This window comes from Nocardioides lacusdianchii (assembly GCF_020102855.1).
Lineage (GTDB): Bacteria > Actinomycetota > Actinomycetes > Propionibacteriales > Nocardioidaceae > Nocardioides > Nocardioides lacusdianchii.
Map to the genome: position 1 here is coordinate 134,285 of NZ_JADHZD010000009.1, position 26,759 is coordinate 161,043.

At 70.9% G+C, this 26,759-nt stretch carries 26 protein-coding genes; 13 read left to right on the plus strand and 13 right to left on the minus strand.

Annotation, left to right across the window (positions count from 1 at the left end):
* Positions 1 to 61: 61 nt before the first annotated feature.
* Complete coding sequence (gene dnaA / locus IRX98_RS14330; protein WP_372456091.1) at positions 62 to 1,546, minus strand: chromosomal replication initiator protein DnaA; 1,485 nt, start codon at positions 1,544 to 1,546, stop codon at positions 62 to 64.
* Between the two features lie 470 nt (positions 1,547 to 2,016).
* Here dnaA and rpmH point away from each other — a divergent pair, with 470 nt between their 5' ends.
* The 8 genes from rpmH to IRX98_RS14370 all read left to right on the plus strand — a co-directional run bounded on the left by rpmH (position 2,017) and on the right by IRX98_RS14370 (position 7,261).
* On the plus strand, positions 2,017 to 2,154 hold the full coding sequence (rpmH, locus tag IRX98_RS14335; RefSeq protein WP_056156542.1) for a 50S ribosomal protein L34: 138 nt from the start codon (positions 2,017 to 2,019) through the stop codon (positions 2,152 to 2,154).
* A gap of 24 nt (positions 2,155 to 2,178) precedes the next feature.
* Positions 2,179 to 2,532 carry a ribonuclease P protein component gene (gene rnpA, locus IRX98_RS14340; protein ID WP_224277847.1) on the plus strand — a complete coding sequence of 118 codons (354 nt, stop codon included), beginning with the start codon at positions 2,179 to 2,181 and terminating at the stop codon, positions 2,530 to 2,532.
* Complete coding sequence (yidD, locus tag IRX98_RS14345) at positions 2,529 to 2,795, plus strand: membrane protein insertion efficiency factor YidD (RefSeq protein ID WP_224277849.1); 267 nt, start codon at positions 2,529 to 2,531, stop codon at positions 2,793 to 2,795. The genes rnpA and yidD overlap by 4 nt, the downstream gene beginning before the upstream one ends.
* Positions 2,796 to 3,749 (plus strand): membrane protein insertase YidC, encoded by a 954-nt coding sequence (yidC, locus tag IRX98_RS14350; protein WP_224277851.1) that lies wholly within the window; start codon positions 2,796 to 2,798, stop codon positions 3,747 to 3,749. It abuts the gene before it with no gap.
* Positions 3,750 to 3,822: 73 nt separating this feature from the next.
* Positions 3,823 to 4,374: a Jag family protein gene (locus tag IRX98_RS14355; RefSeq protein ID WP_235745719.1), complete on the plus strand. Its 552-nt coding sequence runs from the start codon at positions 3,823 to 3,825 to the stop codon at positions 4,372 to 4,374.
* A gap of 41 nt (positions 4,375 to 4,415) precedes the next feature.
* Positions 4,416 to 5,099: a 16S rRNA (guanine(527)-N(7))-methyltransferase RsmG gene (gene rsmG / locus IRX98_RS14360; protein WP_224277853.1), complete on the plus strand. Its 684-nt coding sequence runs from the start codon at positions 4,416 to 4,418 to the stop codon at positions 5,097 to 5,099.
* 156 nt (positions 5,100 to 5,255) lie between these two features.
* Positions 5,256 to 6,263 carry a ParA family protein gene (locus tag IRX98_RS14365; RefSeq protein ID WP_372456092.1) on the plus strand — a complete coding sequence of 336 codons (1,008 nt, stop codon included), beginning with the start codon at positions 5,256 to 5,258 and terminating at the stop codon, positions 6,261 to 6,263.
* Positions 6,260 to 7,261: a ParB/RepB/Spo0J family partition protein gene (locus tag IRX98_RS14370; protein ID WP_224277854.1), complete on the plus strand. Its 1,002-nt coding sequence runs from the start codon at positions 6,260 to 6,262 to the stop codon at positions 7,259 to 7,261. Before IRX98_RS14365 ends, IRX98_RS14370 begins: the two co-directional genes overlap by 4 nt.
* A 322-nt stretch (positions 7,262 to 7,583) precedes the next feature.
* Here the strand turns inward: IRX98_RS14370 and IRX98_RS14375 are convergent, their stop codons facing one another.
* Positions 7,584 to 8,363, minus strand: coding sequence for a lysophospholipid acyltransferase family protein (locus IRX98_RS14375; RefSeq protein WP_224277855.1), 780 nt, complete (start codon positions 8,361 to 8,363; stop codon positions 7,584 to 7,586).
* Between the two features lie 74 nt (positions 8,364 to 8,437).
* Complete coding sequence (locus tag IRX98_RS14380) at positions 8,438 to 9,652, minus strand: pyridoxal phosphate-dependent aminotransferase (RefSeq protein WP_224277856.1); 1,215 nt, start codon at positions 9,650 to 9,652, stop codon at positions 8,438 to 8,440.
* A gap of 42 nt (positions 9,653 to 9,694) precedes the next feature.
* On the opposite strand from IRX98_RS14380, the gene IRX98_RS14385 reads away from it, so the two are divergent.
* Positions 9,695 to 10,339 carry a GNAT family N-acetyltransferase gene (locus IRX98_RS14385; RefSeq protein WP_224277857.1) on the plus strand — a complete coding sequence of 215 codons (645 nt, stop codon included), beginning with the start codon at positions 9,695 to 9,697 and terminating at the stop codon, positions 10,337 to 10,339.
* Between the two features lies 1 nt (position 10,340).
* Here IRX98_RS14385 and trxA read toward each other — a convergent pair whose 3' ends face one another.
* Positions 10,341 to 10,664, minus strand: coding sequence for a thioredoxin (trxA, locus tag IRX98_RS14390; protein ID WP_091199549.1), 324 nt, complete (start codon positions 10,662 to 10,664; stop codon positions 10,341 to 10,343).
* A gap of 199 nt (positions 10,665 to 10,863) precedes the next feature.
* On the opposite strand from trxA, the gene IRX98_RS14395 reads away from it, so the two are divergent.
* Positions 10,864 to 11,301: a MarR family winged helix-turn-helix transcriptional regulator gene (locus IRX98_RS14395; RefSeq protein ID WP_224277858.1), complete on the plus strand. Its 438-nt coding sequence runs from the start codon at positions 10,864 to 10,866 to the stop codon at positions 11,299 to 11,301.
* Positions 11,301 to 11,936, plus strand: coding sequence for a hypothetical protein (locus IRX98_RS14400; protein ID WP_224277859.1), 636 nt, complete (start codon positions 11,301 to 11,303; stop codon positions 11,934 to 11,936). Before IRX98_RS14395 ends, IRX98_RS14400 begins: the two co-directional genes overlap by 1 nt.
* Here IRX98_RS14400 and trxB read toward each other — a convergent pair.
* The 6 genes from trxB to IRX98_RS23530 all read right to left on the minus strand — a co-directional run bounded on the left by trxB (position 11,905) and on the right by IRX98_RS23530 (position 20,344).
* On the minus strand, positions 11,905 to 12,918 hold the full coding sequence (trxB, locus tag IRX98_RS14405; RefSeq protein ID WP_224277860.1) for a thioredoxin-disulfide reductase: 1,014 nt from the start codon (positions 12,916 to 12,918) through the stop codon (positions 11,905 to 11,907). The genes IRX98_RS14400 and trxB overlap by 32 nt on opposite strands.
* A 115-nt stretch (positions 12,919 to 13,033) precedes the next feature.
* Positions 13,034 to 13,750, minus strand: a complete 717-nt coding sequence (locus IRX98_RS14410) for a hypothetical protein (RefSeq protein ID WP_224277861.1) — start codon at positions 13,748 to 13,750, stop codon at positions 13,034 to 13,036.
* A gap of 45 nt (positions 13,751 to 13,795) precedes the next feature.
* Positions 13,796 to 14,461, minus strand: coding sequence for an RNA polymerase sigma factor SigM (sigM, locus tag IRX98_RS14415; protein ID WP_224277862.1), 666 nt, complete (start codon positions 14,459 to 14,461; stop codon positions 13,796 to 13,798).
* Complete coding sequence (locus IRX98_RS14420) at positions 14,458 to 16,383, minus strand: protein kinase family protein (RefSeq protein WP_224277863.1); 1,926 nt, start codon at positions 16,381 to 16,383, stop codon at positions 14,458 to 14,460. The genes sigM and IRX98_RS14420 overlap by 4 nt, the downstream gene beginning before the upstream one ends.
* A gap of 62 nt (positions 16,384 to 16,445) precedes the next feature.
* Complete coding sequence (gene murJ / locus IRX98_RS14425; RefSeq protein ID WP_224277864.1) at positions 16,446 to 18,083, minus strand: murein biosynthesis integral membrane protein MurJ; 1,638 nt, start codon at positions 18,081 to 18,083, stop codon at positions 16,446 to 16,448.
* On the minus strand, positions 18,080 to 20,344 hold the full coding sequence (locus IRX98_RS23530) for a DUF6049 family protein (RefSeq protein ID WP_224277865.1): 2,265 nt from the start codon (positions 20,342 to 20,344) through the stop codon (positions 18,080 to 18,082). The genes murJ and IRX98_RS23530 overlap by 4 nt, the downstream gene beginning before the upstream one ends.
* Positions 20,345 to 20,397: 53 nt before the next feature.
* Between IRX98_RS23530 and IRX98_RS14435 the strand changes: the two genes are divergently transcribed.
* The gene (locus IRX98_RS14435; protein WP_224277866.1) at positions 20,398 to 21,843 is read left to right on the plus strand and encodes a CCA tRNA nucleotidyltransferase; all 1,446 of its coding nucleotides are present in this window, start codon (positions 20,398 to 20,400) and stop codon (positions 21,841 to 21,843) included.
* A gap of 7 nt (positions 21,844 to 21,850) precedes the next feature.
* On the opposite strand, the gene IRX98_RS14440 is transcribed toward IRX98_RS14435, so the two are convergent.
* The 3 genes from IRX98_RS14440 to IRX98_RS14450 all read right to left on the minus strand — a co-directional run bounded on the left by IRX98_RS14440 (position 21,851) and on the right by IRX98_RS14450 (position 24,331).
* A complete protein-coding gene (locus IRX98_RS14440) occupies positions 21,851 to 22,480 on the minus strand; it encodes an HAD family hydrolase (RefSeq protein ID WP_224277867.1) in 630 nt (209 codons plus the stop codon).
* Positions 22,481 to 22,585: 105 nt separating this feature from the next.
* The gene (locus tag IRX98_RS14445) at positions 22,586 to 23,668 is read right to left on the minus strand and encodes an inositol-3-phosphate synthase (RefSeq protein ID WP_224277868.1); all 1,083 of its coding nucleotides are present in this window, start codon (positions 23,666 to 23,668) and stop codon (positions 22,586 to 22,588) included.
* Positions 23,669 to 23,707: 39 nt separating this feature from the next.
* Complete coding sequence (locus IRX98_RS14450; protein WP_224277869.1) at positions 23,708 to 24,331, minus strand: PadR family transcriptional regulator; 624 nt, start codon at positions 24,329 to 24,331, stop codon at positions 23,708 to 23,710.
* Positions 24,332 to 24,403: 72 nt separating this feature from the next.
* Between IRX98_RS14450 and IRX98_RS14455 the strand changes: the two genes are divergently transcribed.
* The gene (locus tag IRX98_RS14455; protein WP_224277870.1) at positions 24,404 to 26,758 is read left to right on the plus strand and encodes a transglycosylase domain-containing protein; all 2,355 of its coding nucleotides are present in this window, start codon (positions 24,404 to 24,406) and stop codon (positions 26,756 to 26,758) included.
* The last annotated feature ends 1 nt before the right edge of the window (position 26,759 follow it).

A 26,759-nucleotide genomic window follows, 5' to 3' on the forward strand; every position in this document is an offset into this window, starting at 1 on the left:
ACCACAAGTTCTCCACACCTCGTGGAGCATCGCGCCCCGTGTCGCACGTCGTGAGGGACCCTCAGACCTGGCGCGCCTGCATCTTGACCCGGTTGGTGAGCTCGCTGACCTGGTTGAAGACCGCGCGTCGCTCGGCGAGCAGCTGGCGGATCTTGCGGTCGGCGTACATCACGGTCGTGTGGTCGCGTCCGCCGAACTCGCGGCCGATCTGCGGCAGCGACATCGAGGTCAGCTCACGGCAGAGGTACATGCCGATCTGGCGGGCCATGACGAGGTGGCGACCGCGGGAGGGCCCGGTGAGGTCCTCGAGCGAGACGCCGAAGTAGGCGGCCGTCTGGGCGATGATCAGTGCGTGGGTGATCTCGGGCTCGCCGCCCTCGGGGATCAGGTCCTTGAGGACGATCTCGGCCAGGGTCATGTCGACCTCCTGGCGGTTGAGGTTGGCGAAGGCCGTGACCCGGATCAGCGCGCCCTCGAGCTCGCGGATGTTGGTCTGGATCTTGGAGGCGATGAACTCCAGCACGTCCGGCGGCGCGGTGAGGCGGTCCATCGCGGCCTTCTTGCGCAGGATCGCGATGCGGGTCTCGAGGTCCGGCGGCTGGACGTCGGTGATGAGACCCCACTCGAACCGGTTGCGCAGGCGGTCCTCGAGCGCCTCGAGGCGCTTGGGCGCGCGGTCGGAGGTCAGCACGATCTGCTTGTTGGCGTTGTGGAGGGTGTTGAACGTGTGGAAGAACTCTTCTTGCGTCTGGGTCTTACCCTCGAGGAACTGGATGTCGTCGATCAGCAGCACGTCGACGTCGCGGTAGCGCCGCTTGAAGCGGTCCTGCCGGTCGTCGCGGATCGCGTTGATGAACTCGTTGGTGAACTCCTCGCTGGAGACGTAGCGCACCTTGGCGTTGCTGTAGAGGCTGCGCACGTAGTGGCCGATCGCGTGGAGCAGGTGCGTCTTGCCGAGGCCGGACTCGCCGTAGACCAGGAGCGGGTTGTACGCCTTGCCCGGCGCCTCGGCCACTGCGACGGCGGCCGCGTGGGGGAACCGGTTGGACGAGCCGATGACGAAGGTCTCGAAGGTGTACTTCGGGTTCAGGCGGGTCTCCAGCGCGGACGGACGCCGCTCGCCGCTCGGGGCGGGTTCGGCGTGGTCGTGCTGAGGCGCCGGCGCGGCGTCGAACGCCGAGTCGTACGCCGGCTCATTTGTCGACAAAGCGACAGATCGATCTGTCGACTCGTCGGCCTGGGGGGACGGGACGTCCTCGAGTGCTGGGTTCACCGTCACCAGCATCCGGATCTCGCGTCCGAAGCCCTCGCTCAGCGCGTCCTCGATGTGGTTGCGCAGCCGGCCCTCGAGCTGGTTTCGCGTGAAGTCGTTGGGGACGGCGATGATCGCGGTGTTCTCGTGCAGCGTCATGGGCACGCTGGGACGCAGCCAGGCGCGCTGGTTGGGCTGGAGGTCCTCGACGATCTGCTGCCATGCCGTCCCGAGATCTACCTGCTGGTCGTCCACCGGACCGCCTTTGCTTTCCACCGTTGTCTGAAGGCTCACACCGAACACTCGGCGAACCGTGGTCCACAGAGTTGTCCACAAGCTGTGAACTGACTGGCCCGAGGACCCGGGACAGCGTCCCCGAGGCGTGCCTCGCCACGATCGTTCCAGCGTTTCCGCAGGTCAGAGGCAGTTTGGGAGCCTCTGTGACCCGGGCCACACCACGAGCGCGACCCTGGACGGACCGAGGTGGCATGGCACCGCGGAGGCTGTGAACGTAACAACCTGACGACCGTCGCGGCAAGACGTCATCCACAGGGTGTCCCGCGGGCGGTGGTCGTGGGTTTGACCCCCTCTTTCCCCACCGCGTACCGTTGGCCGGTCGCTCCGTGTCGACGGGTGCCGCATGTCCACGATCCGCCTCATGGCGGCCACGTGGGTGGGCGGTGCCGGCCGAAAGTGTCTGATCGTGGCCAAGCATCGACCGCGCCGTGGAGTGGACATCCCTCGAAACCTTCGGAGAAATAGCCGTGAGCAAGCGTACCTACCAGCCGAACAACCGTCGCCGTCACAAGGTGCACGGCTTCCGTCTGCGCATGCGGACCCGCGCCGGCCGCTCGATCCTGTCCAGCCGCCGCCGCAAGGGCCGCAAGAGCCTGGCGGTCTGACGGCCCGAGTCCACGGCTCCCGCCGTGCTCCCCGCTGTCCACCGCCTCGCCGACAGTGACGACTTCCGTCGCACCGTCCGGGGCGGACGTCGTGCCGGTTGCGCGACCCTGGTCGTCCACCTCTGGGTGGACGCCGACGCGCCTGCGGCACCGACACAGGTGGGGTTCACGGTCAGCAAGGCCGTGGGCAACGCCGCCACACGCAACCGCGTGAAGAGACGACTCCGGCACCTGACCCGGGAGCGCCTTCCGGACCTGGAAGGCCTCCCGGGTCGTGCTGCTCTCGTGGTGCGTGCGCTCCCAGCCGCCGCCGAGGCGTCCTACGCGACGCTCGGTGCCGACCTGGGCCGTACGCTCGACCGGGTGAGCGGCACATGAAGCACCTCCTGATCGGGTTCATCCGCGCGTGGCGGTTCGCGATCAGCCCGCTCTACGGCCAGGTCTGCCGCTACCACCCCAGCTGCTCGGCGTACGCCCTCGAGGCCGTCACCGAGCACGGGGCAGTGCGCGGCACCTGGCTCTCCGTACGCCGTATCGGCCGCTGCCACCCGTGGGCTGACGGCGGCTACGACCCGGTTCCGCCCCGTGTCCCCTCCCGCGCCCCCGGCGTGGGCTCCACCACCCCGAGCCAGGGAGCTTGAGTGATCGACTTCTTCGTGTCCATCGGCAGCGCCATCATGACGCCGCTCTACTACGCGATCTCCTTCGTGCTGGTGGGCTTCCACAACGTCTTCGGCGACCTGTTCGGACCCACCTCCGGCCTGGCCTGGGTGCTGTCGATCATCGGGCTGACGCTCGTGGTCCGTGCCGCGCTGATCCCGCTGTTCGTCAAGCAGATCAAGTCGAGTCGCAACATGCAGCTCATCCAGCCCAAGGTGCGTGAGCTGCAGAAGAAGTACGGCCACGACCGGGAGCGTCTCGCCCAGGAGACGATGAAGCTCTACAAGGACTCCGGGACGAACCCGTTCGCGTCCTGCCTGCCGATCCTGCTGCAGATGCCGATCTTCCTCGCGCTCTTCCGCATCCTCGACCAGGCTGCGCGAAACCCGGAGACCAAGCGTGGCCTGATGACCCCTGAGCTCAACGAGCAGCTCAGCGCGGCCGTGTTCGCCGGCGGCAAGATCTCCGACACCTTCCTCAACGCGGAGGGCGTCGAGGTGCGGGTGCTGGCCGCGGTCCTGGTGCTGGCGATGACGCTCACGACGTTCCTCACGCAGCGCCAGTTGATGAGCAAGAACATGCCGGCTGACGCGCTGTCCGGTCCCTACGCCCAGCAGCAGAAGATGCTGCTCTACGTCCTTCCGGTCGTCTTCGCGGTCGGCGGCATCGCGTTCCCCGTCGGTGTCCTCTTCTACTGGACCACCTCCAATCTGTGGACGATGGCGCAGCAGTTCTACGTCATCCGCAACAACCCCGCGCCCGGCACCCCGGCCTTCAAGGCCAAGGAGGACCGCGACCGCGCGAAGGCGGCGAAGAAGGGCATCGCGATCGAGCCCGAGGCCACGGAGGGCCCCGTCGTCACCGAGGTGAAGCCGCCGCGCCAGCAGCCGCAGCGGCAGACCAAGGCACAGCGCAACCAGAAGAAGAAGCGCTGACCCCACAGTTCTCTGCGAGCCCGTCGAGGGCGTCGCACCCCGAAGGAAGCAGGAGACACACGTGAGTGAGCAGATGACCGACACGGACGCCGCAGGCGCCGAGGTGCCCGAGGAGTCGGGCTCCGAGCAGTCCGGGACCGACGAGTCCGGAACCCCCCGCCTGACCAAGGTCCAGCGTCTCGAGCACGAGGGCGACATCGCCGCCGACTACCTCGAGGAGCTCCTCGACATCGCGGACCTCGACGGGGACCTCGACATGGACGTCGAGGGGGACCGCGCCAGCGTCCAGATCGGCGGTGCTGACCTGAGCCTGCTGGTAGGTCGCAACGGCGAGGTGCTGGAGGCCCTCCAGGAGCTGACGCGCCTGGCCGTCTACCGCGAGACCGGCGAGCGCTCCCGTCTGATGCTGGACGTCGGCGGGCACCGGGCCGAGCAGCGGACCCGGCTCGTCGCCCTGGCCGAGAAGTCCATCGCCGAGGTGAAGGAGTCCGGTGAGCCGATGTCACTGGAGCCGATGAGCGCCTTCGAGCGCAAGGTCGTCCACGACGCCGTGGCCGCGGCCGGCCTGACGTCCGAGTCGGAGGGCGCAGAGCCGAAGCGCCACGTGGTGATCCTTCCCGCGTGAGCGACGACGTTTCACGTGAAACAGCACCCTCCGTGCCCGATGTGGCACGGAGGGTGTTCGCGTCCGAGCAGCTCACCCTTGCCGAGCGCTACGCCGAGCTCCTGGCGACCGAGGGTGTCGTCCGTGGATTGATCGGCCCCCGTGAGGCGCCACGACTGTGGGACCGGCACCTGCTCAACTCGGCTGTCCTCGCCGAGGCGATCCCGACGGGATCTGAAGTGTGTGACATCGGGACGGGCGCCGGCCTGCCCGGTCTGGTCGTGGCCATCGCCCGGCCCGACCTGCGGGTGACCCTCGTCGAGCCGCTGCTGCGGCGCACGACGTTCCTGGACGAGGTGGTCGACGAGCTGGGCCTCACCCACGTGACCGTCCGGCGCGGTCGGGCAGAAGACCTCCACGGCGAGCAGGTGTTCGACGTGGTGACGTCCCGTGCGGTGGCGTCGCTGGAGAGGCTGCTCGGATGGAGCATGCCCCTGGTCGCCCCGACCGGAGCGACGGTGGCCATGAAGGGCCGGAGCGTGCACGATGAGATCGAGGCGGCGTCTGCATTCCTCCAGAAGTGGCGCTGTGGTGTCCCCGAGGTGTCCGAGGTGGGCATCGGCATCGTCGATCCACCGACGACGGTGGTCCGGGTTCCGTGGGCCGACCCGTCGCAGATAGGTTGGCCCCTTGCCCGCGATGCCAAGAGTCGCCGTACCAAGCGCAGCCCGCGCGCACCGAAGTGAGAGGTGGCCCGAGTGACGGACCGTCCCAGCGAGAGCACGAGCGCGAACCCGGGCTCCGAGACGCGCACAGAGTTTTCCACCGACCGAGGTACGCCTGCTGAGCGTGACTATCCACAGGCTTCCCCTAGTTCTCCACAGGCTGGAGGGCAGTCAGCGGTGTCGGCCGAGGTTTCACGTGAAACCGGCCCGTCGGGCGTTTCACGTGAAACACGACCGACGTGGCAGGTACGCACCGCCGCCGACATCGCGGCCCAGGACAACGACTTCACCGATCACGGAACACCCCTCGCCCAGGCCGCCCAGCACTCGGTGCTCGCGCGGTCGGGCGGCCTGCGCCGGCAGGGCGTCCCCCGCCCGGACGCCACGCGCGTGATGGTGGTCGCCAACCAGAAGGGTGGCGTCGGCAAGACGACCTCGACGGTCAACGTGGCGGCCGGCCTGGCCCAGCTGGGGCAGAAGGTGCTCGTGATCGACCTCGACCCCCAGGGCAACGCGTCCACCGCGCTGGGTGTGGAGCACCACCGCGGGACCCCGTCGACCTACGACATGCTCGTCGACGGCCAGCCCCTCGCCGAGGTCATGACCGCGTGCGCCGACCTCCCGGGCCTGTGGGCCGTGCCCGCCACGATCGACCTCGCCGGCGCGGAGATCGAGCTGGTGAGCGTGGTGGCTCGCGAGCAGCGCCTCGCCCGTGCGATCAACGCCCACCCGTTGGTCGGCACCGCCGCCGAGGTGGGTGACGAACGCTTCGACTACGTCTTCGTCGACTGCCCGCCCTCCCTCGGCCTGCTCACACTCAACGCGCTCGTCGCCGGTCGAGAGATGTTCATCCCGATCCAGGCGGAGTACTACGCCCTCGAGGGACTGGGCCAGCTGCTCGAGACGGTCGAGATGGTGCGCCAGCACCTGAACCCGCAGCTCATCGTGTCGACGATCCTGCTCACCATGTACGACGCCCGCACCCGCCTCGCCGCCGGCGTCTCGGAAGAGGTGCGCAGCCACTTCGGTGACCAGGTCCTCAAGACGGCCGTGCCCCGCTCGGTGCGCGTGTCGGAGGCGCCGTCGTACGGCCAGACGGTGATGACCTACGATCCTGCGTCGGCGGGAGCGCTGTCCTACCTGGAGGCGGCCCGCGAGATCGCCAGCAAGGGAGCCCCTGCATGAACACCACTCCGCGTCGCGGCCTCGGCCGTGGTCTGGGCTCGCTGATCCCCACCTCCCCCAGTGCGCCGCCCGCACCGGCCTCCGATCCGGACGTGAAGGACGGCGCACAGAACGGCACCCCCACGGCTGGTTCCACGTGGAACAACGGCGGGAGCGAGGCTGGCCAGGTCGGGGGCGGCACCGTGGCCGGCGCCTACTTCGCTGAGCTAGCGATCAGCCAGGTGCGCCCGAACGCCCGCCAGCCACGGCAGGTCTTCGAGGAGGAGGCGCTGGCCGAGCTGGTGCACTCCATCCGCGAGGTCGGCCTGCTACAGCCGGTCGTCGTGCGCAGGAGCGGCGAGGACTCCTACGAGCTGATCATGGGAGAGCGTCGCTGGCGTGCCTCCCAGGAGGCGGGTCGGGACACGATCCCTGCGATCGTCCGCGAGACCGACGACAACGACATGCTGCGCGACGCGCTGCTGGAGAACCTCCACCGCTCCCAGCTGAACCCGCTCGAGGAAGCGGCCGCCTACGGCCAGCTGCTCGAGGACTTCGGCTGCACCCACGAGGAGCTCGCCCAGCGCATCGGGCGCTCACGCCCGCAGATCTCCAACACCTTGCGCCTCCTCAAGCTCTCACCTGCCGTCCAACGACGCGTGGCAGCCGGCGTGTTGTCCGCCGGCCACGCCCGCGCCCTGCTGAGCGTCGACGACCCGGGCCTGCAGGACAGGCTCGCCGGTCGGGTCACCGCGGAGGGGATCTCCGTGCGGGGACTCGAGGAGATCGTGTCCGTCGGCGTCTCCGAGGACGACTCCCCCCGCGTGGTGCGCCGCAAGCCGACCGCTCCCGGGCTCGCCGAGCTCGGGGACCGGCTCTCGGACCGGCTGGAGACGCGGGTGAAGGTCGACCTGGGCAAGGCCAAGGGCAAGATCACCGTGGAGTTCGCCAGCCTCGACGACCTGCGTCGGATCGTCGACATCATGGACCCGCGCAACCGCGACGACCGCCCGATCTGAGACGAGCAGCGACGACCGAGGAACGAGGTCGGCGCGTGGGCTCGGCCAGATCGAGTAGGCCCCGCGCCTGAGGAACGAAGGCGCGACGGGGCCGTATCGAGATCTCATGTGGACTGGAGGGTCTCGATACGCCAGCTCGTTCCTCGCCGGCTACTCGACCACCGAGGGGGGTGTGCTCGTTCCTCGCCGGCTACTCGACCACCGACAGGGCTGGCCTACTTGAGTGGTTTCGAGGCTCGCTTCGCTCACACCTCAACCACCGATTATCACCAGTCGTTAAGTCGACAAAGCCACAAAGCGACAGATCGATCTGTCGACAGGTCTACTTGTTGCCTTGTCGCTTTGCTCGCTTCTCTGCGCGTTTGCGGGCGCGCTCCCGCTTCTCCGAGGCGTCGAGCACGGCCGCTTCCTCGAGCGTCGGGGCGCCGCCGCCATTCGAGGCGGGCAGCCACCAGGAGCCGGGAGGCTGCTCGGCCGGGGGGTACTCGGCGATGACCTCGTCGAGCAGCCGCGACATCCGGGCGTGGAGCTCGGCGGTCTCGCCCACGGGGTCGGCCCCGGTCACGTGCATCGGCTCACCGACCTTGATCGCGATCGTCTTGCCGCGGGAGAAGTCACGCGGGTGGTCCTTGGTCATCATCCGCTGGGTGCCCCACATGATCACCGGCACGAGCGGTACGCCGGCCTCGGCGGCGATGCGTACGGCTCCGGTCTTGAACTCCTTGAGCTCCATCGCCCGCGAGATGGTGGCCTCGGGGAAGATCCCGACCGCCTCGCCCTGGCGCAGGTGGTCGACGGCGGTGTGGAAGCTCGCCACACCCTCGCCGCGGTCCACCTCGATGTGGTGCAGGGAGCGCATGAGGGGTCCGACCCAGCGGTGGTCGAAGAGCTCGCGCTTGGCCATGAAGCGCACCAGGCGACCCGAGGGATTGGCAGCGAGGCCGCCGTAGACGAAGTCGACGTAGCCGATGTGGTTGTAGGCCAGCAGGACGCCGCCGGTGCGCGGGACGTGGTCGGTGCCCGTCATCTGGAAACGCTGCCCGAGGGCCCGGAAGGCCGTCTTGGCGGTCACGATGATCGGGGGGTAGGTCACGTCGCGCATGGGCCGAAGCCTAGGGTCCGCGCCGCGCGGCGGCGAGCGTTCGTGACAGGCGACTCACGCGTCGCCCGGCATGCTCAGCGGCGGGTGGCGAGGAAGTCCGCGATCCGCCCGATCGCCTCCTCCAGCACGCTCGCCTCCGGCAGCGTGACCAGCCGGAAGTGGTCGGGAGCCGGCCAGTTGAAGCCGGTGCCGTGCGTGACGAGGATCTTCTTGGCCCGGAGCAGGTCGATGACGAACTCCTGGTCGTCCTCGATGGCGTAGACGTCGGGGTCGAGCCGGGGGAAGCAGTAGAGCGCCCCCCGCGGCTTGACGTTGGAGACGCCCGGGATCTCGTTGAGCAGCCGGTGGGCGAGCATCGACTGCTCGTAGAAGCGTCCTCCCGGCCCGATCAGCTCCTCGATCGACTGGTAGCCACCGAGCGCGGTCTGGATGGCGTGCTGAGCGGGCACGTTGGCGCACATGCGCATGTTGGCGATGAGCGTGAGGCCCTCGAGGAAGTCGGTGGCGATCTCCTTCGGCCCCGAGATCATCACCCAGCCGGCGCGGTAGCCGCACACGCGATAGGCCTTCGAGAGGCCGGAGAACGTCAGGCACAGCACGTCGTTGCCGCCGTACGTCGCCGCGTGGTGGTGCTGGGCGTCCTCGAAGAGGATCTTCTCGTAGATCTCGTCGGCCATGACCACGAGCTGGTGGCGCCGCGCGATGTCGACGAGACCCTTGACCGTCTCCTCGCTGTAGACCGCCCCGGTGGGGTTGTTCGGGTTGATGATCACCAGCGCGTGGGTGTTCTCGGTGATCTTGGCCTCGATGTCGGCCAGGTCGGGGTTCCAGTCGTCGTCCTCGTCGCAGCGGTAGTGGACCGGGATGCCGCCAGCGAGCGTGATGGCGCCCGTCCACAGCGGGTAGTCCGGTGCCGGCACGAGGATCTCGTTGCCGTCGTCCACGAAGGCCTGGAGCACCATCGAGATGAGCTCGGAGACGCCGTTGCCGATGAAGATGTCCTCCACGCCGACGTCGCGCAGGCCGTGGGACTGGTAGTAGTGCATGACGGCGGTCCGCGCGGACCAGATGCCCTGCGAGTCGGCGTACCCCTGGGCGTCGGGCAGGTGGTGGATCATGTCGGCGAGGATCTGCTCGGGAGCCTCGAAGCCGAACGGCGCGGTGTTGCCGATGTTGAGCTTGAGGATCCGGTGGCCCTCGGCCTCGAGGCGCTGGGCCTCGACCAGGATGGGGCCGCGGACGTCGTAGCGGACACCTTGCAGCTTCTTGCTCTGTCGGATCGGGCGCACGACTCATCCTCTCAGGCGCCGCGCGGGGCTAACATCGATGTCGTGTCCCGCAAGACCGCACGCCTCACGGTCGACCACCTCGCGGAGCTGGCCGACCCGGTCCGCGCCTGCCTGTTCTGGGAGCTCACCCCGGTGGACCGGTCCCGCCTCGACCAGAACGAGCGCATCGCGGAGAAGGAGAGCTGGGTCTCCGCAGTCCTGCGCGACTGGGGCTCGTGCGGGCGGGTCGTCCGCGTCGACGGGCGCACCGTCGGGCTCATCGTCTACGCCCCGGCGCCGCGGTTCCCGGGAGCCGCGTCACTACCCACCGCGCCGTCCTCGCCGGACGCCGTGGTCGCGGCCACGGCGTGGATCGAGCCCGAGCTGCGGGGCGGCGGGCTCGGACGGCTGCTGGTGCAGGCGATGGCCGCCGACCTCGTGGAGCGCGGCCACACGGCCGTCGAGGCGTACGGCGACACGCGGGGGCGGCCGGACGGCTGCGTGCTGCCGGCGGAGTTCCTCGGCAGCGTGGGGTTCAAGACCCAGCGCGCGCACCCGACGACGCCGCGGATGCGGATGGAGCTGCGCACCGCGCTGAGCTGGAAGGACGAGGTCGAGCTGGCGCTCGAGCGCGTGTGGGGAGTCGTACGCCCCACGCAGAAGGCGGCCCGCCCGATCGGATCGGTGCGGACCGCCTCTGGCGACTAGGTCAGATCAGACCCTCGAGCTCCTTGAGGAGCGCGGCCTTGGGCTTGGCGCCGACGATGGACTTCACGACCTCGCCGCCCTGGTAGACGTTGATGGTCGGGATGCCGGTCACGCGGTAGGACGAGGGGGTCACCGGGTTCTCGTCGACGTTCATCTTGAGGAACGTCAGCTTCTCGCCGTGCTCGGCGTTCAGCTCGTCGAGGATCGGGGCGACCTGGCGGCACGGACCGCACCACTCCGCCCAGAAGTCCACGAGGACGGGCTTGTCGGACTTGAGGACCTGCGCCTCGAACTCGGCGTCGGTCACAGCGGCGATGTTGGCCACGGGTGTGCCCCTTTCATCGGGATAGGTCGGTGGGGTGTCGATCAATCCAACACCACCCCTCGGACAGTTGTTCCCGCCCTCGCGGGGGTCGCGGTAGTCCAGTGAGGGATGGCTGATGTTCCGGCGTCCGGGCGACCATTCCTCACTGGACTACCCGAGCAAGTGGTGCATGACCTACATCATGAAGTACCTTCACTACATGAGCACACAGACGGAGGTCCTCGACCGGGTTCTGCACCTGGCCACCCTGGTCCAGGCCGACCTCGCCCGCTTCGAGCGCGAGCAGGGCCTCACGACGTCGCGGGTGCATGTGCTGTGGGTGGTCGGCGCGGGTGGCCCGAGCACGCAGCAGGCCCTGGCGCAGGCGCTGGGGGTCACCCCACGCAACGTCACGGGCCTGGTGGACGGACTCGTCGCCAGCGGCCACGTGACTCGCGAGGAACACCCCACGGACCGCCGCGCCACCCTCGTCACGCTGACGGAGCTGGGCACGCGCACCGTCGACGACCTGGTGGCGTCCCACACGGACCTGGCCGCCCGGCTGTTCGGGGACGTCCCACCGGAGCGCCTCGCGGTCTTCAGCGAGGTGCTCGACGACACGACACGCCGGTTCGCCCGGCTGATGGAGGAAACGTGATGGACGCCGTACGCCGCGCGCTGGCCCTGGCCTGGAAGGCGCTCAGGCTCGAGATCACGCTCTACCGGGCGCTGGGCCGTTGGCTCGTCCGCCGACCCGAGGTGCCGGCCGGCACGGAGCCCATTGGGTACTCCCGGCTCGTGGCGCCGATGCTCTGGCTGTGGATCTTCGGCTCCGCCGTCGAGGTCGTCGTCCTCGACGTGGTGCTGAGCCGGTGGTGGACACCGCTCCGCATCCCGCTCCTGGTGGTGGGTGTCTGGGGCCTGGTGTGGATGCTGGGGATGCTCGCGGCCTACCGCGTGCGCCCGCACCTGCTGGGCGCGGAGGCGCTGCAGGTGCGTGACGGCATCCACGCCCGCGTCGACGTACCCCTGGACCGCATCGCGAGCGTCCGCACCGTCGACCACGAGCTCCCCGGGCTGCTGAGGTCCGTGCACCTCGAGGGTGAGGGCGACGACGCGACCCTGCTGGTCGGTGTCGGCAGCCGCACCAACCTCGAGCTGGTGCTCACCGGCCCGACGACCCTCCAGACGCCGCACGGCCCGTCGACCGTGGCCCGGGTGGGCCTGTGGGTCGACGAGCCGCGCGAGGTGGCAGAGGTGCTCAGGCGCCGGCGGTCTGCACCTCTTCGGTGATCGCCTCGACGGTGGCGGCGGCGTCACCGGCGGTGGACGCCTCGTGGTCGAGGGCGGCGATGAAGCGCTCGGCGTCGAGGGCGGCCGCGCAACCGGTGCCGGCAGCGGTGATCGCCTGGCGGTAGTGGTGGTCGACGAGGTCGCCGGCGGCGAAGACGCCCGGGAGGTTGGTCTTGGTCGAGGGGTGCTCGACGAGGACGTAGCCGTCGTCGTCGAGGTCGACCTGGCCGGTCAGCAGCTCCGAGCGCGGGTCGTGGCCGATCGCGATGAAGAGGCCGGTGACGTCGAGCTTCCGCTCCTCGCCCGTCACGGTGTCGCGCAGGTCGATGGACTCGAGCTTGTCGGCGCCGTTGATCGCGGCGACCTCGGAGTTCCACACCATCTCGAGCTTCGGGTCGGCGAAGGCGCGCTCCTGCATGATCTTGGAGGCGCGGAGCTCGTCGCGGCGGTGGATGAGGTAGACCTTCGACGCGAAGCGGGTGAGGAAGGTCGCCTCCTCGATGGCGGAGTCGCCGCCGCCGACGACGGCGATGGCCTGCTCGCGGAAGAAGAAGCCGTCGCACGTCGCGCACCACGACACACCGCGACCGGACAGCTCGTCCTCGCGGGGCAGGCCGAGCTTGCGGTAGCCCGAGCCCGTGGACAGGATCACCGAGCGCGCGGTGTAGGTGTCGGTGGCGGTCTTGACGACCTTCACGTCACCGGTGAGGTCGACCTCCACCACGTCGTCGGAGACCAGCTCGGCGCCGAAGCGCTCGGCCTGGGCGCGCATCTCGTCCATGAGCGCCGGACCCATGATGCCGTCGCGGAAGCCGGGGAAGTTCTCCACCTCGGTGGTGTTCATCAGCGCACCGCCGGCGGTGACCGATCCCTCGAACACCAGCGGCTCCAGCGCCGCACGGGCCGCGTAGACAGCGGCGGTGTAGCCCGAGGGCCCCGAGCCGATGATGATCACGTTGCGCGTGTCGGTGGTCTCGCTCATGGGGCTGTGTCACTCCTGGTGGGTCGGGTGTCTTCCTACGATGTGCTCAACCGATCGTAGGCCAGCGTTCTTCCCGCGCCGGGGGTGATGCGGACCCCACCCGGGGGCGGGGGCCTCAGGGAGCCGGGAGCGTGAGCGTACGCACGGGCTCGGGGACGCCGCAGACGTAGACCGCGACCTGCTGGGCCGCGCCGTCCGGGCGCTGGAAGACCAGCGCACCGGCCTGGCCGTCGACCTGGGCAGCGAGGCGGCGTACGGAGCCGGTCGCGGGCAGCTCGCACCGCCCGAGCGCGTCGGTCGAGCCGAGCTGGTAGCGCGCGACGTCCTCGCGGAGGTCGGCGACCTGCTGGTCGAGGGTGGGGTCGGCCGACGACAGCGTCGGGAGGCCGGCGTCAGGGGCGACCATCGTGCTCTTGAGGGACTCGGGCGCGGTCTCGGCGGACCCGGCGGCGCTGTCGTCGTCGGCGTCCGGCTGGGCCGACTCGGCGAGCGAGCTCTCGCGGTCGGCGGTGGCGGCGTCGCCACCGGCGGCGGTGTCGTCACCCGAGCGCGGCAGCGCCTGGCCGAGGGCGACGCCCGCGACCACCACCGCGGCCGCGGCGAGGAGGCCGACACTCGCCAGGCGGCGACGGCGGGCGCCGAGGTCGGTGACCGGCGCGGGCACGGGCTCGTCGGAGACGAGGGGATCGGTGCCGCGCTGGGCGACGAGGGACGCGAGCGCCTCGTCGAGGCGGGCGACGACCTCGGGAGGGGTGGGCCCGTCGTGGCGCGACTCGGCCAGGAGGCGGCGTACGGCCTCCTGCTCGGGGGTGGGGCGGGGGGAGTCGGTCATCGGGTCACCTCCTCGGGGATCGGCGGTCGGTCGGGTGGCTCAGGCTCAGGCGCGTGGCGGGCCGCGGGGCCGCACGGTGGGTTGGACGGGGCCGTCGGGGGGCGGGTTCCCGTGAGGCGGGTCACCGGTCGGGTGGTGCAGGTCGGCCAGGAGACCGGCCAGGCGGGTGCGACCCCGCGAGCAGCGCGACTTCACGGTGCCCTCGGCGCAGTCGAGCATCAGCGCGACCTCCGCGACCGGGTAGCCCTCCATGTCGACCAGCACCAGCGCCGCACGCTGGTCGGCCGGGAGCGTCGCGAGGGCTGCCAGCACGCGCCGACGGCGCTCGGTGCCCTCGGCCGCCTCCTCGGGGCGGTCGTCGTGCGCCGCCGTCGCCACGAGCGTGCCGCGGTCCTCGACGTCGTCGGGCAGGGCCTCGAGGCGCCTGATCTTCGAGGCACGGATCCGGTCGAGGCACGCGTTCACCACGACGCGGTGCAGCCACGTGGTCACGGCGGCCTCGCCGCGGTAGGAGCCGGCGCGGCGGAACGCCGCGATCATCCCGTCCTGCAGGCCGTCGGCGGCGTCCTCGGGGTTCCCCATCGTGCGGAGCGCGACCGCCCACAGCCGGTCGCGGTGGCGGGCGAAGAGCTCGCCGAAGGCGTCGGCGTCCCCGTCGACGTGCGCCTGGAGGAGCGCCTGGTCGGACCGGTCGCTCACCGGAGCAGTCATCCGAGCACCTGCACCTCGGAGATCGTGCCGCGGAACCCGCCGTCGACCGCCGGGATCAGGGTCAGCCAGATGGTGACGTAGCGCCCCGAGACCGCCTCGTCGAGATCCATCGTGACCGGGCCGTCGCCGGAGGCGGTGGCGACAGGGCTCAGGCCCGCGACGCCCGTCGGGGCCTCGGAGGTGACGTACGCCGCCAGCGCGGTCTGGCCACCTGCGGTGGTCACCACCACCCGGCGCACCGCGCGGGTGGTGCCGAGGTCGACGACGAGACCGACGCCGCTCTTGAGCCCGCCGGGCCCGAAGTTCTGCTGGTAGGTCGAGGTCGTCCACGCGGTCGCCGGGTCGCCGTCGAGGACGTTGGGCACCTGGTCGGGGTTCTCCTCGCGCGGAGGCGCGCCCTGCGGGTCGAAGTCATCGGCGACGAGGTCGGTGAAGGGGGTCGGCTCGGCCGCGGTCGGGCTCGCGCTCGTGGTCGGCTCGTCCGTCGAGCCGCCGGGGGTGGGCGGCTTGAGCCCGAGCTGGTAGACCGCGACGGCCGCGACGCCCACCAGCAGGCAGATGCCCACGATCATCGCGAGCCGGATCCAGCTGCGCCCCGGCACCTGCGCGCCGGTGTTGTCGAGACCGTCTCCGGTGCCCCAGCGGTCGTCGGTCCACGACCCCGACGACCACGAGCCCGTGTCACGCCCGGGCGGCCGGACGCCGGAGTCCTGGCTGACCGAGGAGTCCTGGGAGACGTCCCACGGCCAGTAGCCCTGGCCGCCGGTCGCCGCGCGGCTGCCGGGACGCGGACGGCGTACGGGCTCCCCGTCGGGCGGGTCGGGGGCGAAGAGCGGCTTCGGGGTCGGGTCGTCGAGCGGCGGCGGGGGAGCGGGCTTGTCGGCGCGCGCCCGCAGCCAGTCGACCTCGTCGTCGTCGTGGAAGACCGGCATGCCGGCCTGGGTGGGGAGGTCGGTGACAGGTGTCGCGGCCGGCTCGGGCTCGGGTTCCGGCGTGGGCTCCGGGTCCGGCTCCGGGTCCGGCGTGGGTTCTGGTTCCGGCTCCGGGTCGGGCTCGATCGCCTCGACGTCGACCACCTCGCCGTCCGGGACGGTCGGGGTCGGGGCAGGCGTGGCCACCAGCGGCCGGCCGGGTGCGACCGGCAGGGGCGTGCCGGCGACGTCGCCGACGTAGTCGTGGAGCAGGTCGCGGATCCGGCGCGCGGTGTAGTCGGAGCCGCCCTCGACCGGCGCGTGCTCGGGGTTGAGGACCTGGTCGCAGAGCGCGTCGAGCGTCCGCGGGATGCCGGCCCGGACGCGGCGCGGGCGCAGCACGTCGCCGTGCATCTCAGGGGCCGCGGGCACGCTCGAGACCGAGATGCCGGCCCACTTGCCGGTGAGCGCGCAGTAGAGCAGCCCGGCGAGGTCGATCTCGTCGACGCTGATGCGGCCGGCGGGGAGTCCGCGCAGGGCGGCCTCGACGCCGAAGCCGATGATCCGCACCTGCCCGTGCTGGTCGACCAGCACGTTCTCCGGCGTCAGGCAGCCGTGGGCGAGGCCGGCGTCGTGGGCCTCGGCCATGCTGTCGGCCACCTCGCCGACGAGCCAGGCCGCGCGCCGGGGCGCCAGCGGGCCCTCGCGGGTGAGCAGGATGTCGAGCGACTCGCCCTGGCCCCACTCGTTGACGACGTAGCACCGGCCGTCGGCGACCTCCGCGTCGAGCACGCGCAGCAGGCGCCGGTTGACCACCGGACCGCTGCGCCGTGCGGCCTCGAGCAGGGCCGGCGCGCGCTCGTCGTCGCCGGGCAGCAGGTGCACCGACACCGCGCGGTGCAGCACCTGGTCGTGGGCGCGCCAGAACCGCCCGCCGTCGCTCTCGGCGAGCAGGTCGTCGAGTCGGTAGCGCCCGGCGAGGACGTCACCGGCCTGCATCGACGTCGGCATCGCTCACCTCGCTCCCCACACGTCCGGCGTCTGTCGTCTGCTCGGGCCCACTCTAGGGAGTCTCACCCGCGCCGGAGCCGCGCCGCGACGGTGTCGACCAGGGTGGTGACCTCACGCACCCGCAGCAGCTTCGCCCCGACGAGCAGCACGACGCCGCCGACGAGCGCGCTGGTCCCGCCGCGCAGCAGCGCCAGGAACGGGCCGGGACGCTCCCCGAGGCCGGCCATCGCGAGCTCGACCAGCCAGGCGGCAGCGCCCGCGGCGGCCAGGACGAGGACCATGCGGACGAGGAAGCGGACGAGCCGCGGCGCCTCGAGCCCGCCGACCGTGCGCTGGAGGACGGCGAAGCTGAGCGCCGCGCCGACGGCGTACGACGTCAGGTAGGCCACGACGAGCATCGGGGCCGTCTCCTCGGCTGGCCGGCTCGGCACGAGGACGACGGCGACTGCGATGTTGGTGAGCGAGACGGCGAGCTGGATGAGGAAGACCAGACGCGTCATCTCCATGGCGTAGAAGCCGCGGAGCATGAAGTAGTGGATGGTGAAGAAGACCAGCGCGGGTCCGAAGAGCGCCAGCGTCGGGGCGAACCTGGCCGCCGTGTCGGGGTCGGCCCACCCGAAGGCCACCGACGCCACGTCGCCGGCGACGACGGGCAGCACGACCGCGAAGGGGAGCACGAGGGCCAGAGCGGTGCGCAGCGTCGAGCCGACGGTGCTGCCGAGCTCGGCGAGCCGGTCCTCGTGGGCGTAGGCCGACAGCCGCGGGAGTATCGCGGTGGCCAGCGACACGGTGACGATGGAGTGCGGCACCATCATGATCAGCAGGCTGCTGCTGTAGACCGTCAGGCCGGTGCCGTCGCCGCCGTTGGCGGTGCCGCCGGAGGCCAGCCGCACGACCACGAGGTACGCCGCCTGGGTGACGATCACGAACAGCACGGTCCAGATGCCCAGGGACAGCGTGTGGCGCAGCTCGGGGTCGCGGAAGTCGAAGCGCGGGCGGTAGGTGAAGCCCGAGGCCCGCAGGTAGGGCACGAGCACCAGGCACTGGGCGACGATGCCGAGGGTCGACCCGACGCCGAGCACGACCTCCTGGGCGGTGCTGAGCGCCTCGTACTGCTCGGGACCCTCACCGATCTTCCCCCACACCACGAGGTAGCCGACGAGCATCAGCACCGCGATGAGGTTGTTGGCGATCGGCGCCCACATCATCGGGCCGAAGCGGCCGCGCGCGTTGAGCACCTGCCCCACCAGGACGTACATGCCGTAGAAGAACACCTGCGGCAGGCACCACCGCGTGAGGTCGACGATCGTCTCGAGCTGCGCGACGCGGTCCGGCTCGAGCATGCGGTCGTCGAGGTAGACCCGCAGCAGCAGTGGAGCGAGCACGACCAGCAGCACGGTGACGACGCCGAGGAAGAGCGCCGACAGGGTGATGACCCGGCTCGCGTAGGCGTCGCCGCCGTCGGGGTCGGCCTTGATCCGCCGCACCAGCTGCGGCACGAGCACGGCGTTGAAGATGCCGCCCGCCAGCAGGATGTAGACCATGTTCGGCAGCGTGTTGGCGATGGTGAACAGGTCGGCGCGCAGCGCGGCGCCGAGCGCCGCGACCAGCAGCGCGCTGCGGATGAAGCCGGAGGCCCGGGAGAAGACGGTGCCGGCGGCCATCACGGCCGAGGAGGCCAGGATCCGTTGCTCGGTCATGCGCGCTCCGGGGCCGCGTCGGCCCCCGTCGCGGTGGGATGCCCCTCGGCGTCACGGGTGGTCTCGTCCGCCGGCTCGGCGGCGGCCTCGGCGGCCGCGAGCTCGGCCCGGCGCTGGCGGATCTGGCCCGGCAGGCGATAGCCGATCATGCCGAACAGGACGAGGGCGCCGAGGGCCATCACGATCCAGATGAGGGCACTGACCCGCGCGGCGCGGACCGGCAGCACGTCGCTGGAGCCGAGGGGCTCCCCGTCGATGCTGGTGACGACGAGCCGGACGCTGTGCACGCCCGCCCGGGCGGCCGTCGCCTCGTAGCGGATCACGCTCCGCGCCTGGGGACCCAGCTCTCGCTCGCCGTCGCCGGTGACGGTGAGCTCACCGTCCGTGGTCGCCCGGACCTGCACCGTCACCGGCTGGTCGAGCCCGTTGACCACGGTGGTGGGGAAGGGCCCGGCGTCGCTGGACAGCGTGACGGCGGTCGGCGCCTCGACGGTGATCTTGGCGAGGTCGTCCTCCAGCGCCCGCTCGACGCGCCCGGCCGCGCGCAGCGCCAGGCGAGGTCGGGCGCGGTGCTGCTCCGACAGGGTCACCATCACCTCGTCGCGGACCTGCTGCTCGATCGTGGTCTGCAGGGTGAGCACGCGCTCGAGGAGGGTGGAGGCGTCCGTCGCACGCTCGGCCGCGGCGAACGCCAGCGCGCCCAGCTCGGCCTCACGGTCGGTCTCGGTGTAGGAGAGGCTGGAGGCCTTCACCCCGACCGCTCCGCGCTCGGCGACCTCGGCGACCGGCACGAGGTCGAGCCAGGGGCGGTCGAGCTCGGAGAAGAAGGACGCAGCGTCCTCGCCGCGCCAGACGGTCGGGAGGGTCACGACCAGCGGGGCGGTGTCGTCGGCCGTCAGCCGCAGCGCGGCCTCGCTCAGCAGTCGCTGGCGCAGCGCGAGGGGATCGGTGGCGGCGGTCGGCCCGGGGCCACCGGACTCCGCGCCGGTGCTGGTGACGACCACCTTGTGGCCGAGGAGCCGGACGACCGAGTTCGGGGTGGTGGGCGGCAGGAGGAAGGCGTTGTCACCCAGCAGGATCACGGTGTCGGTGGACGTCGCAGCGATCGCCTCGGGGCTCAACCGGTCGGCCGCCGGTGCCACGGCGGGCTGCGTGGGCAGCTCCAGCCCCGTCATCACCTCGGCGCTGCGCGCGACCGCCTGGGCGTACCTCGTCGCGTCGTTGCGCACCGCCGCCGAGACGTCGAGGTCCCCGAAGGGCAGGGTCAGCACCGGTTGCGGTTGGGTGTCCACCAGGGCCTTGAAGCGGACGAGCCACTCGGTGGCGGCAGTGGCGAGGAGCGCCTCGTCCTCGGTGAGCTCGGGATCCTCTCCCGTCGAGGGTGGCGTGAGGGTCTCCTCGGACTCGGGCGTGGACTCCGGGGACTCGCCCCCCTCGTCCTCCGTCGGCGTCTCCGTGGGCGTCGGCTCCTGCCCGGGCACGTTCTCGTCCGGTGCGATGCTGCGCGTGGGGTTGCCGAAGGAGAGCCGGCGCAGGGCGACGAGCACCGCGGGATCCACGAGCCAGCTGTACGGCGCGGCGCCGGCGGAGTCGGCCATGTCGAGGGCCGCGTCGAGGCTGCCGCCCTCCTCCAGCCGCCGCGCCCACCGCTCGGTGCCGCCGATCGTGCCGTCCGCGGCGTACCAGACCCGCCCGCGGACCGACAGGATCACCGACGCCTCCTGGGTGGCGTCGCCCGACGGGCGGCGCGGGATGAAGGTGCGGGCGCGGCCGTCAGCGACGGCGTCGCGCGGGACCGAGCTGTCGCCCAGGGCGTGGATGCCGATCCAGTAGACGCCCTCCTCGTCGGGCACCTCGAGCAGCTCCACGGGCACGGTGTCGGTGAAGGAGGCGGTCTCCCCGGGCTCGAGCTCGTCGACCGTGGCGAACGTGCCCGGCACGGTCACCCGCTGGCCGACGTACTCGGCGGGGTCGATGGTGACCGACTCCGCGAGCGCGGTGGCGGTCGGGATCGGCGCCTGGGAGGAGAAGGCGTGCAGGTTGATCCGGGTGAAGGTCTCGTCGCTGACGTTGGTGACGGTGCCGGTGATCTCGACGTCGCCGTTGCGCGGCAGCTCGGGGCTGATCGTGTCGATGTGCACCAGGAGCGGGTCGGGCTCCTCGGCCGGGGCGGCGTACGCCGGTGCCAGCGCGCCGCTCGCGGCCGCGCCGAGGGTCAGGAGCCCCGCCAGGGCAGCGCGGAAGGACGACGGGCGGGGCACGCACCGATGTTAGATGTTCGGTGGTCCCGGACCGGCACGTAGAGTGGCCTGTCGTGTCCGACGCCGTCCTTGAGCCCCTCACCATCGTCGAGATCCAGCGCCGCGTCGGCGCGGAGCTGACGCGCATCGGATCGGTCATCGACGAGCTCGGCGCGCTGTTCGACGGGGCCGGCGAGGAGCTGGCGCTGGTCGGTGGCCCGGTGCGCGACGCGATGATCGGCCGCCTCCAGAACGACCTCGACTTCACCACCTCCGCCCGCCCCGAGGTGACCGAGCGGCTCGTGGCCGGGTGGGCCGACGCGGTCTGGGACATGGGGCGCGACTTCGGCACGATCGGGTGCCGCAAGGGCGAGTGGCAGGTGGAGATCACCACCTACCGCTCGGAGACCTACGACCCGGCCTCCCGCAACCCCGACGTGTCGTTCGGCGACTCGCTCGCCGGCGACCTCGGCCGACGCGACTTCTCGGTCAACTCGATGGCGGTGCGCGTGCCCAGCCGAGAGTTCGTCGACCCGCACGGCGGCATCGTCGACCTCGCCGAGCGGGTCCTGCGCACGCCCGGCACGCCGGAGCAGTCCTTCTCCGACGACCCGCTGCGGATGATGCGCGCCGCGCGCTTCGCCGCCCAGCTCGGCTTCTCCGTCGCCCCCGACGTGGTCGAGGCGATGACCGCGATGGCCGCGCGGATCGAGATCATCTCCGCCGAGCGGGTGCGCGACGAGCTGGTCAAGCTGGTCTGCGCCCCGCACCCGCGGCTCGGCCTCACGCTGCTCGTCGAGACCGGACTGGCAGAGCACGTGCTGCCCGAGCTGCCCGCGCTGGCGCTCGAGCGCGACGAGCACCACCGCCACAAGGACGTCTACGAGCACACCCTGACGGTCCTCGAGCAGTCGATCGACCTGGAGCACCGCCTGGGAGGTGGCCCCGACTTCGTCGCCCGCTTCGCCGCGCTCATGCACGACGTCGGCAAGCCACGCACCCGTCGCTTCGAGGCCGGCGGCATCGTCACCTTCCACCACCACGACGTGGTCGGTGCCAAGCTCACCCGCAAGCGGATGAAGGCGCTGCGGTTCTCCAACTCGGACATCGACGCGGTGTCCACGCTCGTCGAGCTGCACCTACGCTTCCACGGCTACGGCTCGGGGGAGTGGACCGACAGCGCCGTACGCCGCTACGTCCGCGACGCCGGCGACCAGCTCGAGCGGCTGCACATCCTCACCCGCGCCGACTGCACCACCCGCAACCAGCGCAAGGCCGACCGGCTGCGCCGCACCTACGACTCGCTGGAGGAGCGCATCGCGCGGCTCGGCGAGGAGGAGGAGCTGGCCTCGATCCGCCCGGACCTCGACGGCAACCAGATCATGACGATCCTGGGCATCGGCCCCGGCCGCGAGGTCGGCCAGGCCTACGCCTTCCTGCTGGAGCTCCGCATGGAGGAGGGGCCGAAGTCGCCCGAGGAGGCCGAGGCCGCGCTCCGCGCGTGGTGGGCCGGGCGCTGACCCCGGATCAGGACGGGCGCGCGGCGAGGTGGGCGTCGAGCCAGTCCGGGAACGCCAGCAGGTCGTCGAGGACGACGTCGGTGCCGGCTGCCACGAGCTCCTCGCGGGTGCAGCCGCCGGTCAGCACCGACACGCTGAGCACGTCGGCGGCCCGGGCCCCCTCGACGTCGTGGACGTGGTCGCCGACGTAGGCGAGCGCGCCCTCGCGCCGCAGCACGTCGGCCTTCCCCACGCCCCACACCCATCCCTCGAGGTGGTCGGAGGAGAGACCGAGGTGGTCGAGGTGGAGCTGTGCGTTGGGGGTGTACTTGCCGGTGACCACGAGCACCCGCCCGCCGCGGGCGCGCACCGCCTCGAACGCCTCGTGCGCGCCGGGGAGCGCCGGGACGGTGGTGATCGCGTGGTCGGGGTAGAGCGCCCGGAACCGGTCGCCGGCCGGGGCGACCTGCTCGGGCAGGAGGTAGGGCGCGAGCAGGTGGTCGAGCGGCGGACCCAGCCGGGCGGTCATCTCCTCCAGGGGGAACTCCACGCCCAGCTCGTCGCCCAGCACCTCCAGCACCTGCCGGAACCCGGCCGCGGTGTCGATCAGGGTGAGGTCGAGATCGAATCCGACGACGAGGGGGGTGCGAGCTCTCACGCGGGCGAGCGTACGGGCGCGCGGACCCCGGGACGCAGGCAGGCCCCGCCCCCCGCGAAGGGGGACGGGGCCTGCGTCAGTGCCTGCGTCGGGTGACGCGGTGGCTCACTCGCCGGCGATGAACTTCTCGAGCTCGGCGCGGCCGACCTCGTCGGCCATCTGCACCGGCGGGGACTTCATCAGGTAGGCCGAGGCCGGCAGGATCGGGCCGCCGATGCCGCGGTCCTTGGCGATCTTGGCGGCGCGGACGGCGTCGATGATGATGCCGGCCGAGTTCGGGGAGTCCCAGACCTCGAGCTTGTACTCGAGGTTGAGGGGGACGTCACCGAAGGCGCGACCCTCGAGGCGGACGTAGGCCCACTTGCGGTCGTCGAGCCACGCGACGTAGTCGGAGGGACCGATGTGGACGTTGCGGCTGTCGATCTTGTCGGCGAGCTCGCCGGTCAGGTTCGACGTCACGGCCTGGGTCTTGGAGACCTTCTTGGACTCCAGGCGCTCACGCTCGAGCATGTTCTTGAAGTCCATGTTGCCGCCGACGTTGAGCTGGTAGGTGCGGTCCAGCGCGACGCCGCGGTCCTCGAACAGCTTCGCCATCACGCGGTGGGTGATGGTGGCACCGACCTGGCTCTTGATGTCGTCGCCGACGATCGGGACGCCGGCGTCCTCGAACTTCTTGGCCCAGACCGGGTCGGAGGCGATGAAGACGGGCAGCGCGTTGACGAAGCCGACGCCGGCGTCGATGGCGCACTGGGCGTAGAACTTGTCGGCCTCCTCCGAGCCCACCGGGAGGTAGGACACGAGGACGTCGACCTCGGCGTCCTTGAGCGCCTGGACGACGTCGACCGGCTCGGCCGCGGACTCCTCGATGGTGGCGCGGTAGTACTTGCCGAGACCGTCGAGGGTCGGGCCGCGCTTGACCTCGACGCCCAGCGTCGGGACGTCGGCGATCTTGATCGTGTTGTTCTCCGAGGCGTTGATGGCCTCGGACAGGTCCTTGCCGACCTTCTTGTCGTCGACGTCGAAGGCGACGACGAACTCGACGTCCTTGACGTGGTAGTCGCCGAAGACGACGTGCATGAGCCCCGGAACGGTCCCGGTCGGGTCCGCGTCCTTGTAGTACTCAACGCCCTGGATGAGGGAGGTCGCGCAGTTGCCGACTCCCACGATCCCTACTCGTACCGAACCCATGGGGCTCTCCTTCTCTCTGCGTGTCTCGCTGACTGGTGGTCAGTCGTTGGTGGTCGGGACGCCGCCGGCGGCCCGCGGGGTGGTGAACGGTGCAGGTGACGGGGCGGTCGGCGGGGTCGGTGCCCCGTCGCCGCGCTCGGCACGGATCAGGTCCGAGAGCCACCGGACCTCGCGCTCGACCGACTCCACGCCGTGGCGCTGGAGCTCGGCGGCGTAGCGGTCGACCTCGGCCTGGGTGCGCTCGAGCTCGCCCTGCACGCGGGCGAGCCGCTCCTGCAGCCGCGAGCGCCGACCCTCCAGGACGCGGAGGCGGATCTCCATGTCGGTGGAGGAGAAGAACGCGAACCGGATGTCGAAGTTGTCGTCCTCCCACGCGGTGGGACCGACCTCCGACATGAGCCGCTGGAAGTGCTCGTTGCCGGCCTCGGTGACCTCGTAGGTGATGCGTGGACGACGACTCGTCGACGTGGTGGTGGCGGCGACCTCGGTGATGAGGTTGGCGCGCAACATCTTCTTGAGCGCCGGGTAGAGCGAGCCGTAGGACAGCACCCGACCCCATCCGAGCATCAGGTTGAGCCGCTTGCGCAGCTCGTAGCCGTGCATGGGTCCCTCGTGCAGCAGTCCGAGGACTGCGAGCTCGATGGTGTCGCCACGACGTGCCATGAGACCTATCGTACCGATATATCCGCCGGTGACGAATCAAGGATGGCCCATCGGTCCCCGTACCCTTGACCGGTGACTCAGAAGAAGCGGAGAGCCACCGGACCGGCACAGACCCGACGGCCCCAGGCGCGGCGTACGCCGAAGCAGCGCGCGGCCAAGGTCGTCAAGGTCCTCGCGGTCCTCGGTGTGGTCGGGGCGCTCGTCCTGGGCGGTGTCGTCGTGGTGCTCTACCAGGCGATCAGCATCCCCACGCCCAACTCGGCGTTCCAGGCGCAGACGACCTTCGTCTACTACGCCGACGGCAAGCGGCAGCTCGGCACCTACTACGAGGACCAGAACCGCGAGTCCATCCCGCTCGGCGAGATGCCGCAGACGATGCAGGACGCCGTGGTCGCCGCGGAGAACCGCACCTTCTGGACCGACAAGGGCATCGACCCCAAGGGCATCCTCCGCGCCTTCTTCTCCAATGCCAGCGGCAACGACCGCCAGGGTGCCTCGACGATCACCCAGCAGTACGTGAAGATCCTCTACCTGACCAGCGAGCAGAGCTACAAGCGCAAGATCCGTGAAGCGGTCGTCTCGCTCAAGATCCAGCAGCAGCTCAGCAAGTCCGAGGTCCTCGAGGGCTACCTCAACACCATCTACTTCGGCCGCGGTGCCTATGGCATCCAGGCGGCCTCGAAGGCCTTCTTCGACCACCCGGCCAGCGAGCTCACCCTCCGCGAGGCCGCGGTCCTGGCCACGGTGCTGAACAACCCGACGAGGTACGACCCGGCCAACGGCAAGGAGGCCAAGAACGACCTCAAGGTCCGCTACGAGTACGTCCTCGACAGCATGGCCGAGATGGGCTCCATCACCACCGAGGAGCGCGACAAGGCGCTCAAGCGGCTGCCGAAGTTCCCCAAGGTCGCGGCGCAGAGCCAGTTCGGTGGCCAGAAGGGCCACATGCTCTCGCTGGTGAAGAAGGAGATCCTCGCCCGCGGCATCGCCTCGGAGGAGGAGATCGACGGCGGTGGCCTCCGCATCACCACCACCTTCGACCCGCAGGTGATGGCCGACGTCGAGGAGGCCGTCAACGAGCAGCGTCCCGACGCCGGGATGCCCGGTCCGGCCGGCAACAAGGACCTCCACGTCGCCGCGGCGACCGTCGACACCAGCACCGGTGAGCTGCTCGGCTTCTACGGCGGCCAGGACTACCTCGAGTCCCAGATCAACTGGGCCGAGGCCGGCGGCATGTCCGGGTCCACGATGAAGGCCGCGACCAACGTCGCCGCGATCCGCGACGGCTTCTCGCTCAACGACACCTTCGAGGGCAACAGCCCCATCGACATCGCCGGCACGGAGTTCGGCAACCAGGGCGACACCGACTACGGCTCGGCCGTGTCGATGCTCGACGCCACCGAGAACTCCGTCAACACCGCCTACGTCGACATGGTCGACTCGATGGACGACGGCCCGCAGAAGGTCATCCAGGCCGCCGAGGACCTCGGCATCCCGGGCAACGAGACCCAGAAGTGGGGCATCCCGCGCAAGTCGATCGACTTCCAGGAGAACGTCGGCGTCACCCTCGGCACCGCGCAGGTCAGCCCGATCAACATGGCCAACGCCTACGCCACCCTCGCCAACGAGGGCGTGCGCAACGAGGTCCACGTCGTGAAGAAGGTCGTCGACAAGAACGGCGAGGTCCTCTACGAGGCGCCGAAGCGCAGCAAGGAGACCGTGGACCCCGACATCGCGGCCGACGTGACCTACTCCCTCCAGCAGGTGGTGCAGTCAGGCTCGGGCACCGAGGCCCTCGCCCTCGGGCGCCCCGCCGCGGGCAAGACCGGCACCGCGACCAACGGCGACGACGACGTCTCGTCGTCGTGGTTCGTCGGCATGACGCCCCAGATGTCCACCGCGGTGATGTACGTCCGGGGCAAGGGTCGTGAGGGTCTCGACCTGCCCCGACCCGACGGCGCCGACCTGTGGCTCCCCACGAGCTCCGACGGGCGCTCCGGCTACTTCGGCGGCAACTACCCCGCCAAGACCTGGACCGCGATCATGCAGCGCGTGATGGAGGGCATGGAGGTCGAGGACTTCCCGGAGCCGGTCTACGTCGACGGTGACGCACCGGACGGGTCCGACACCTACACCCCGCCGCCGCCGCCCCCGTCGACGTCGCAGCCCACGCGGACCCCGACCCCGACCCAGACGCCCACGGTGGAGATCCCGACGGAGGAGCCGACCGAGACGCCGACGGAGACCCCGCTGCCGACGGAGACGCCCGTCCCCACCGAGACGCCGGTGCCCACGCCGGTGCCGACGCCGACGCCGACGCCGGTGCCGACGCCGGTGCCCACGACCCCGGTGCCCCCGCCGACGGAGACCCCGACGCCGGTCGGCCGCGTCCAGCAGCGGCCGGCCCTCATCGACACCAGGCCCTGAG

Coding starts and splice junctions, on each gene's coding strand:
- murJ (WP_224277864.1), bottom strand. CDS start 18,083: ATGACCGAGCAACGGATCCTGGCCTCCTCGGCCGTGATGGCCGCCGGC.
- IRX98_RS14395 (WP_224277858.1), top strand. CDS start 10,864: ATGAGCACACAGACGGAGGTCCTCGACCGGGTTCTGCACCTGGCCACC.
- IRX98_RS14370 (WP_224277854.1), top strand. CDS start 6,260: ATGAACACCACTCCGCGTCGCGGCCTCGGCCGTGGTCTGGGCTCGCTG.
- IRX98_RS14410 (WP_224277861.1), bottom strand. CDS start 13,750: ATGACCGACTCCCCCCGCCCCACCCCCGAGCAGGAGGCCGTACGCCGC.
- IRX98_RS14445 (WP_224277868.1), bottom strand. CDS start 23,668: ATGGGTTCGGTACGAGTAGGGATCGTGGGAGTCGGCAACTGCGCGACC.
- IRX98_RS14355 (WP_235745719.1), top strand. CDS start 3,823: ATGACCGACACGGACGCCGCAGGCGCCGAGGTGCCCGAGGAGTCGGGC.
- IRX98_RS14450 (WP_224277869.1), bottom strand. CDS start 24,331: ATGGCACGTCGTGGCGACACCATCGAGCTCGCAGTCCTCGGACTGCTG.
- trxB (WP_224277860.1), bottom strand. CDS start 12,918: ATGAGCGAGACCACCGACACGCGCAACGTGATCATCATCGGCTCGGGG.
- yidD (WP_224277849.1), top strand. CDS start 2,529: ATGAAGCACCTCCTGATCGGGTTCATCCGCGCGTGGCGGTTCGCGATC.
- IRX98_RS14375 (WP_224277855.1), bottom strand. CDS start 8,363: ATGCGCGACGTGACCTACCCCCCGATCATCGTGACCGCCAAGACGGCC.
- IRX98_RS14400 (WP_224277859.1), top strand. CDS start 11,301: ATGGACGCCGTACGCCGCGCGCTGGCCCTGGCCTGGAAGGCGCTCAGG.
- sigM (WP_224277862.1), bottom strand. CDS start 14,461: ATGACTGCTCCGGTGAGCGACCGGTCCGACCAGGCGCTCCTCCAGGCG.
- IRX98_RS14420 (WP_224277863.1), bottom strand. CDS start 16,383: ATGCCGACGTCGATGCAGGCCGGTGACGTCCTCGCCGGGCGCTACCGA.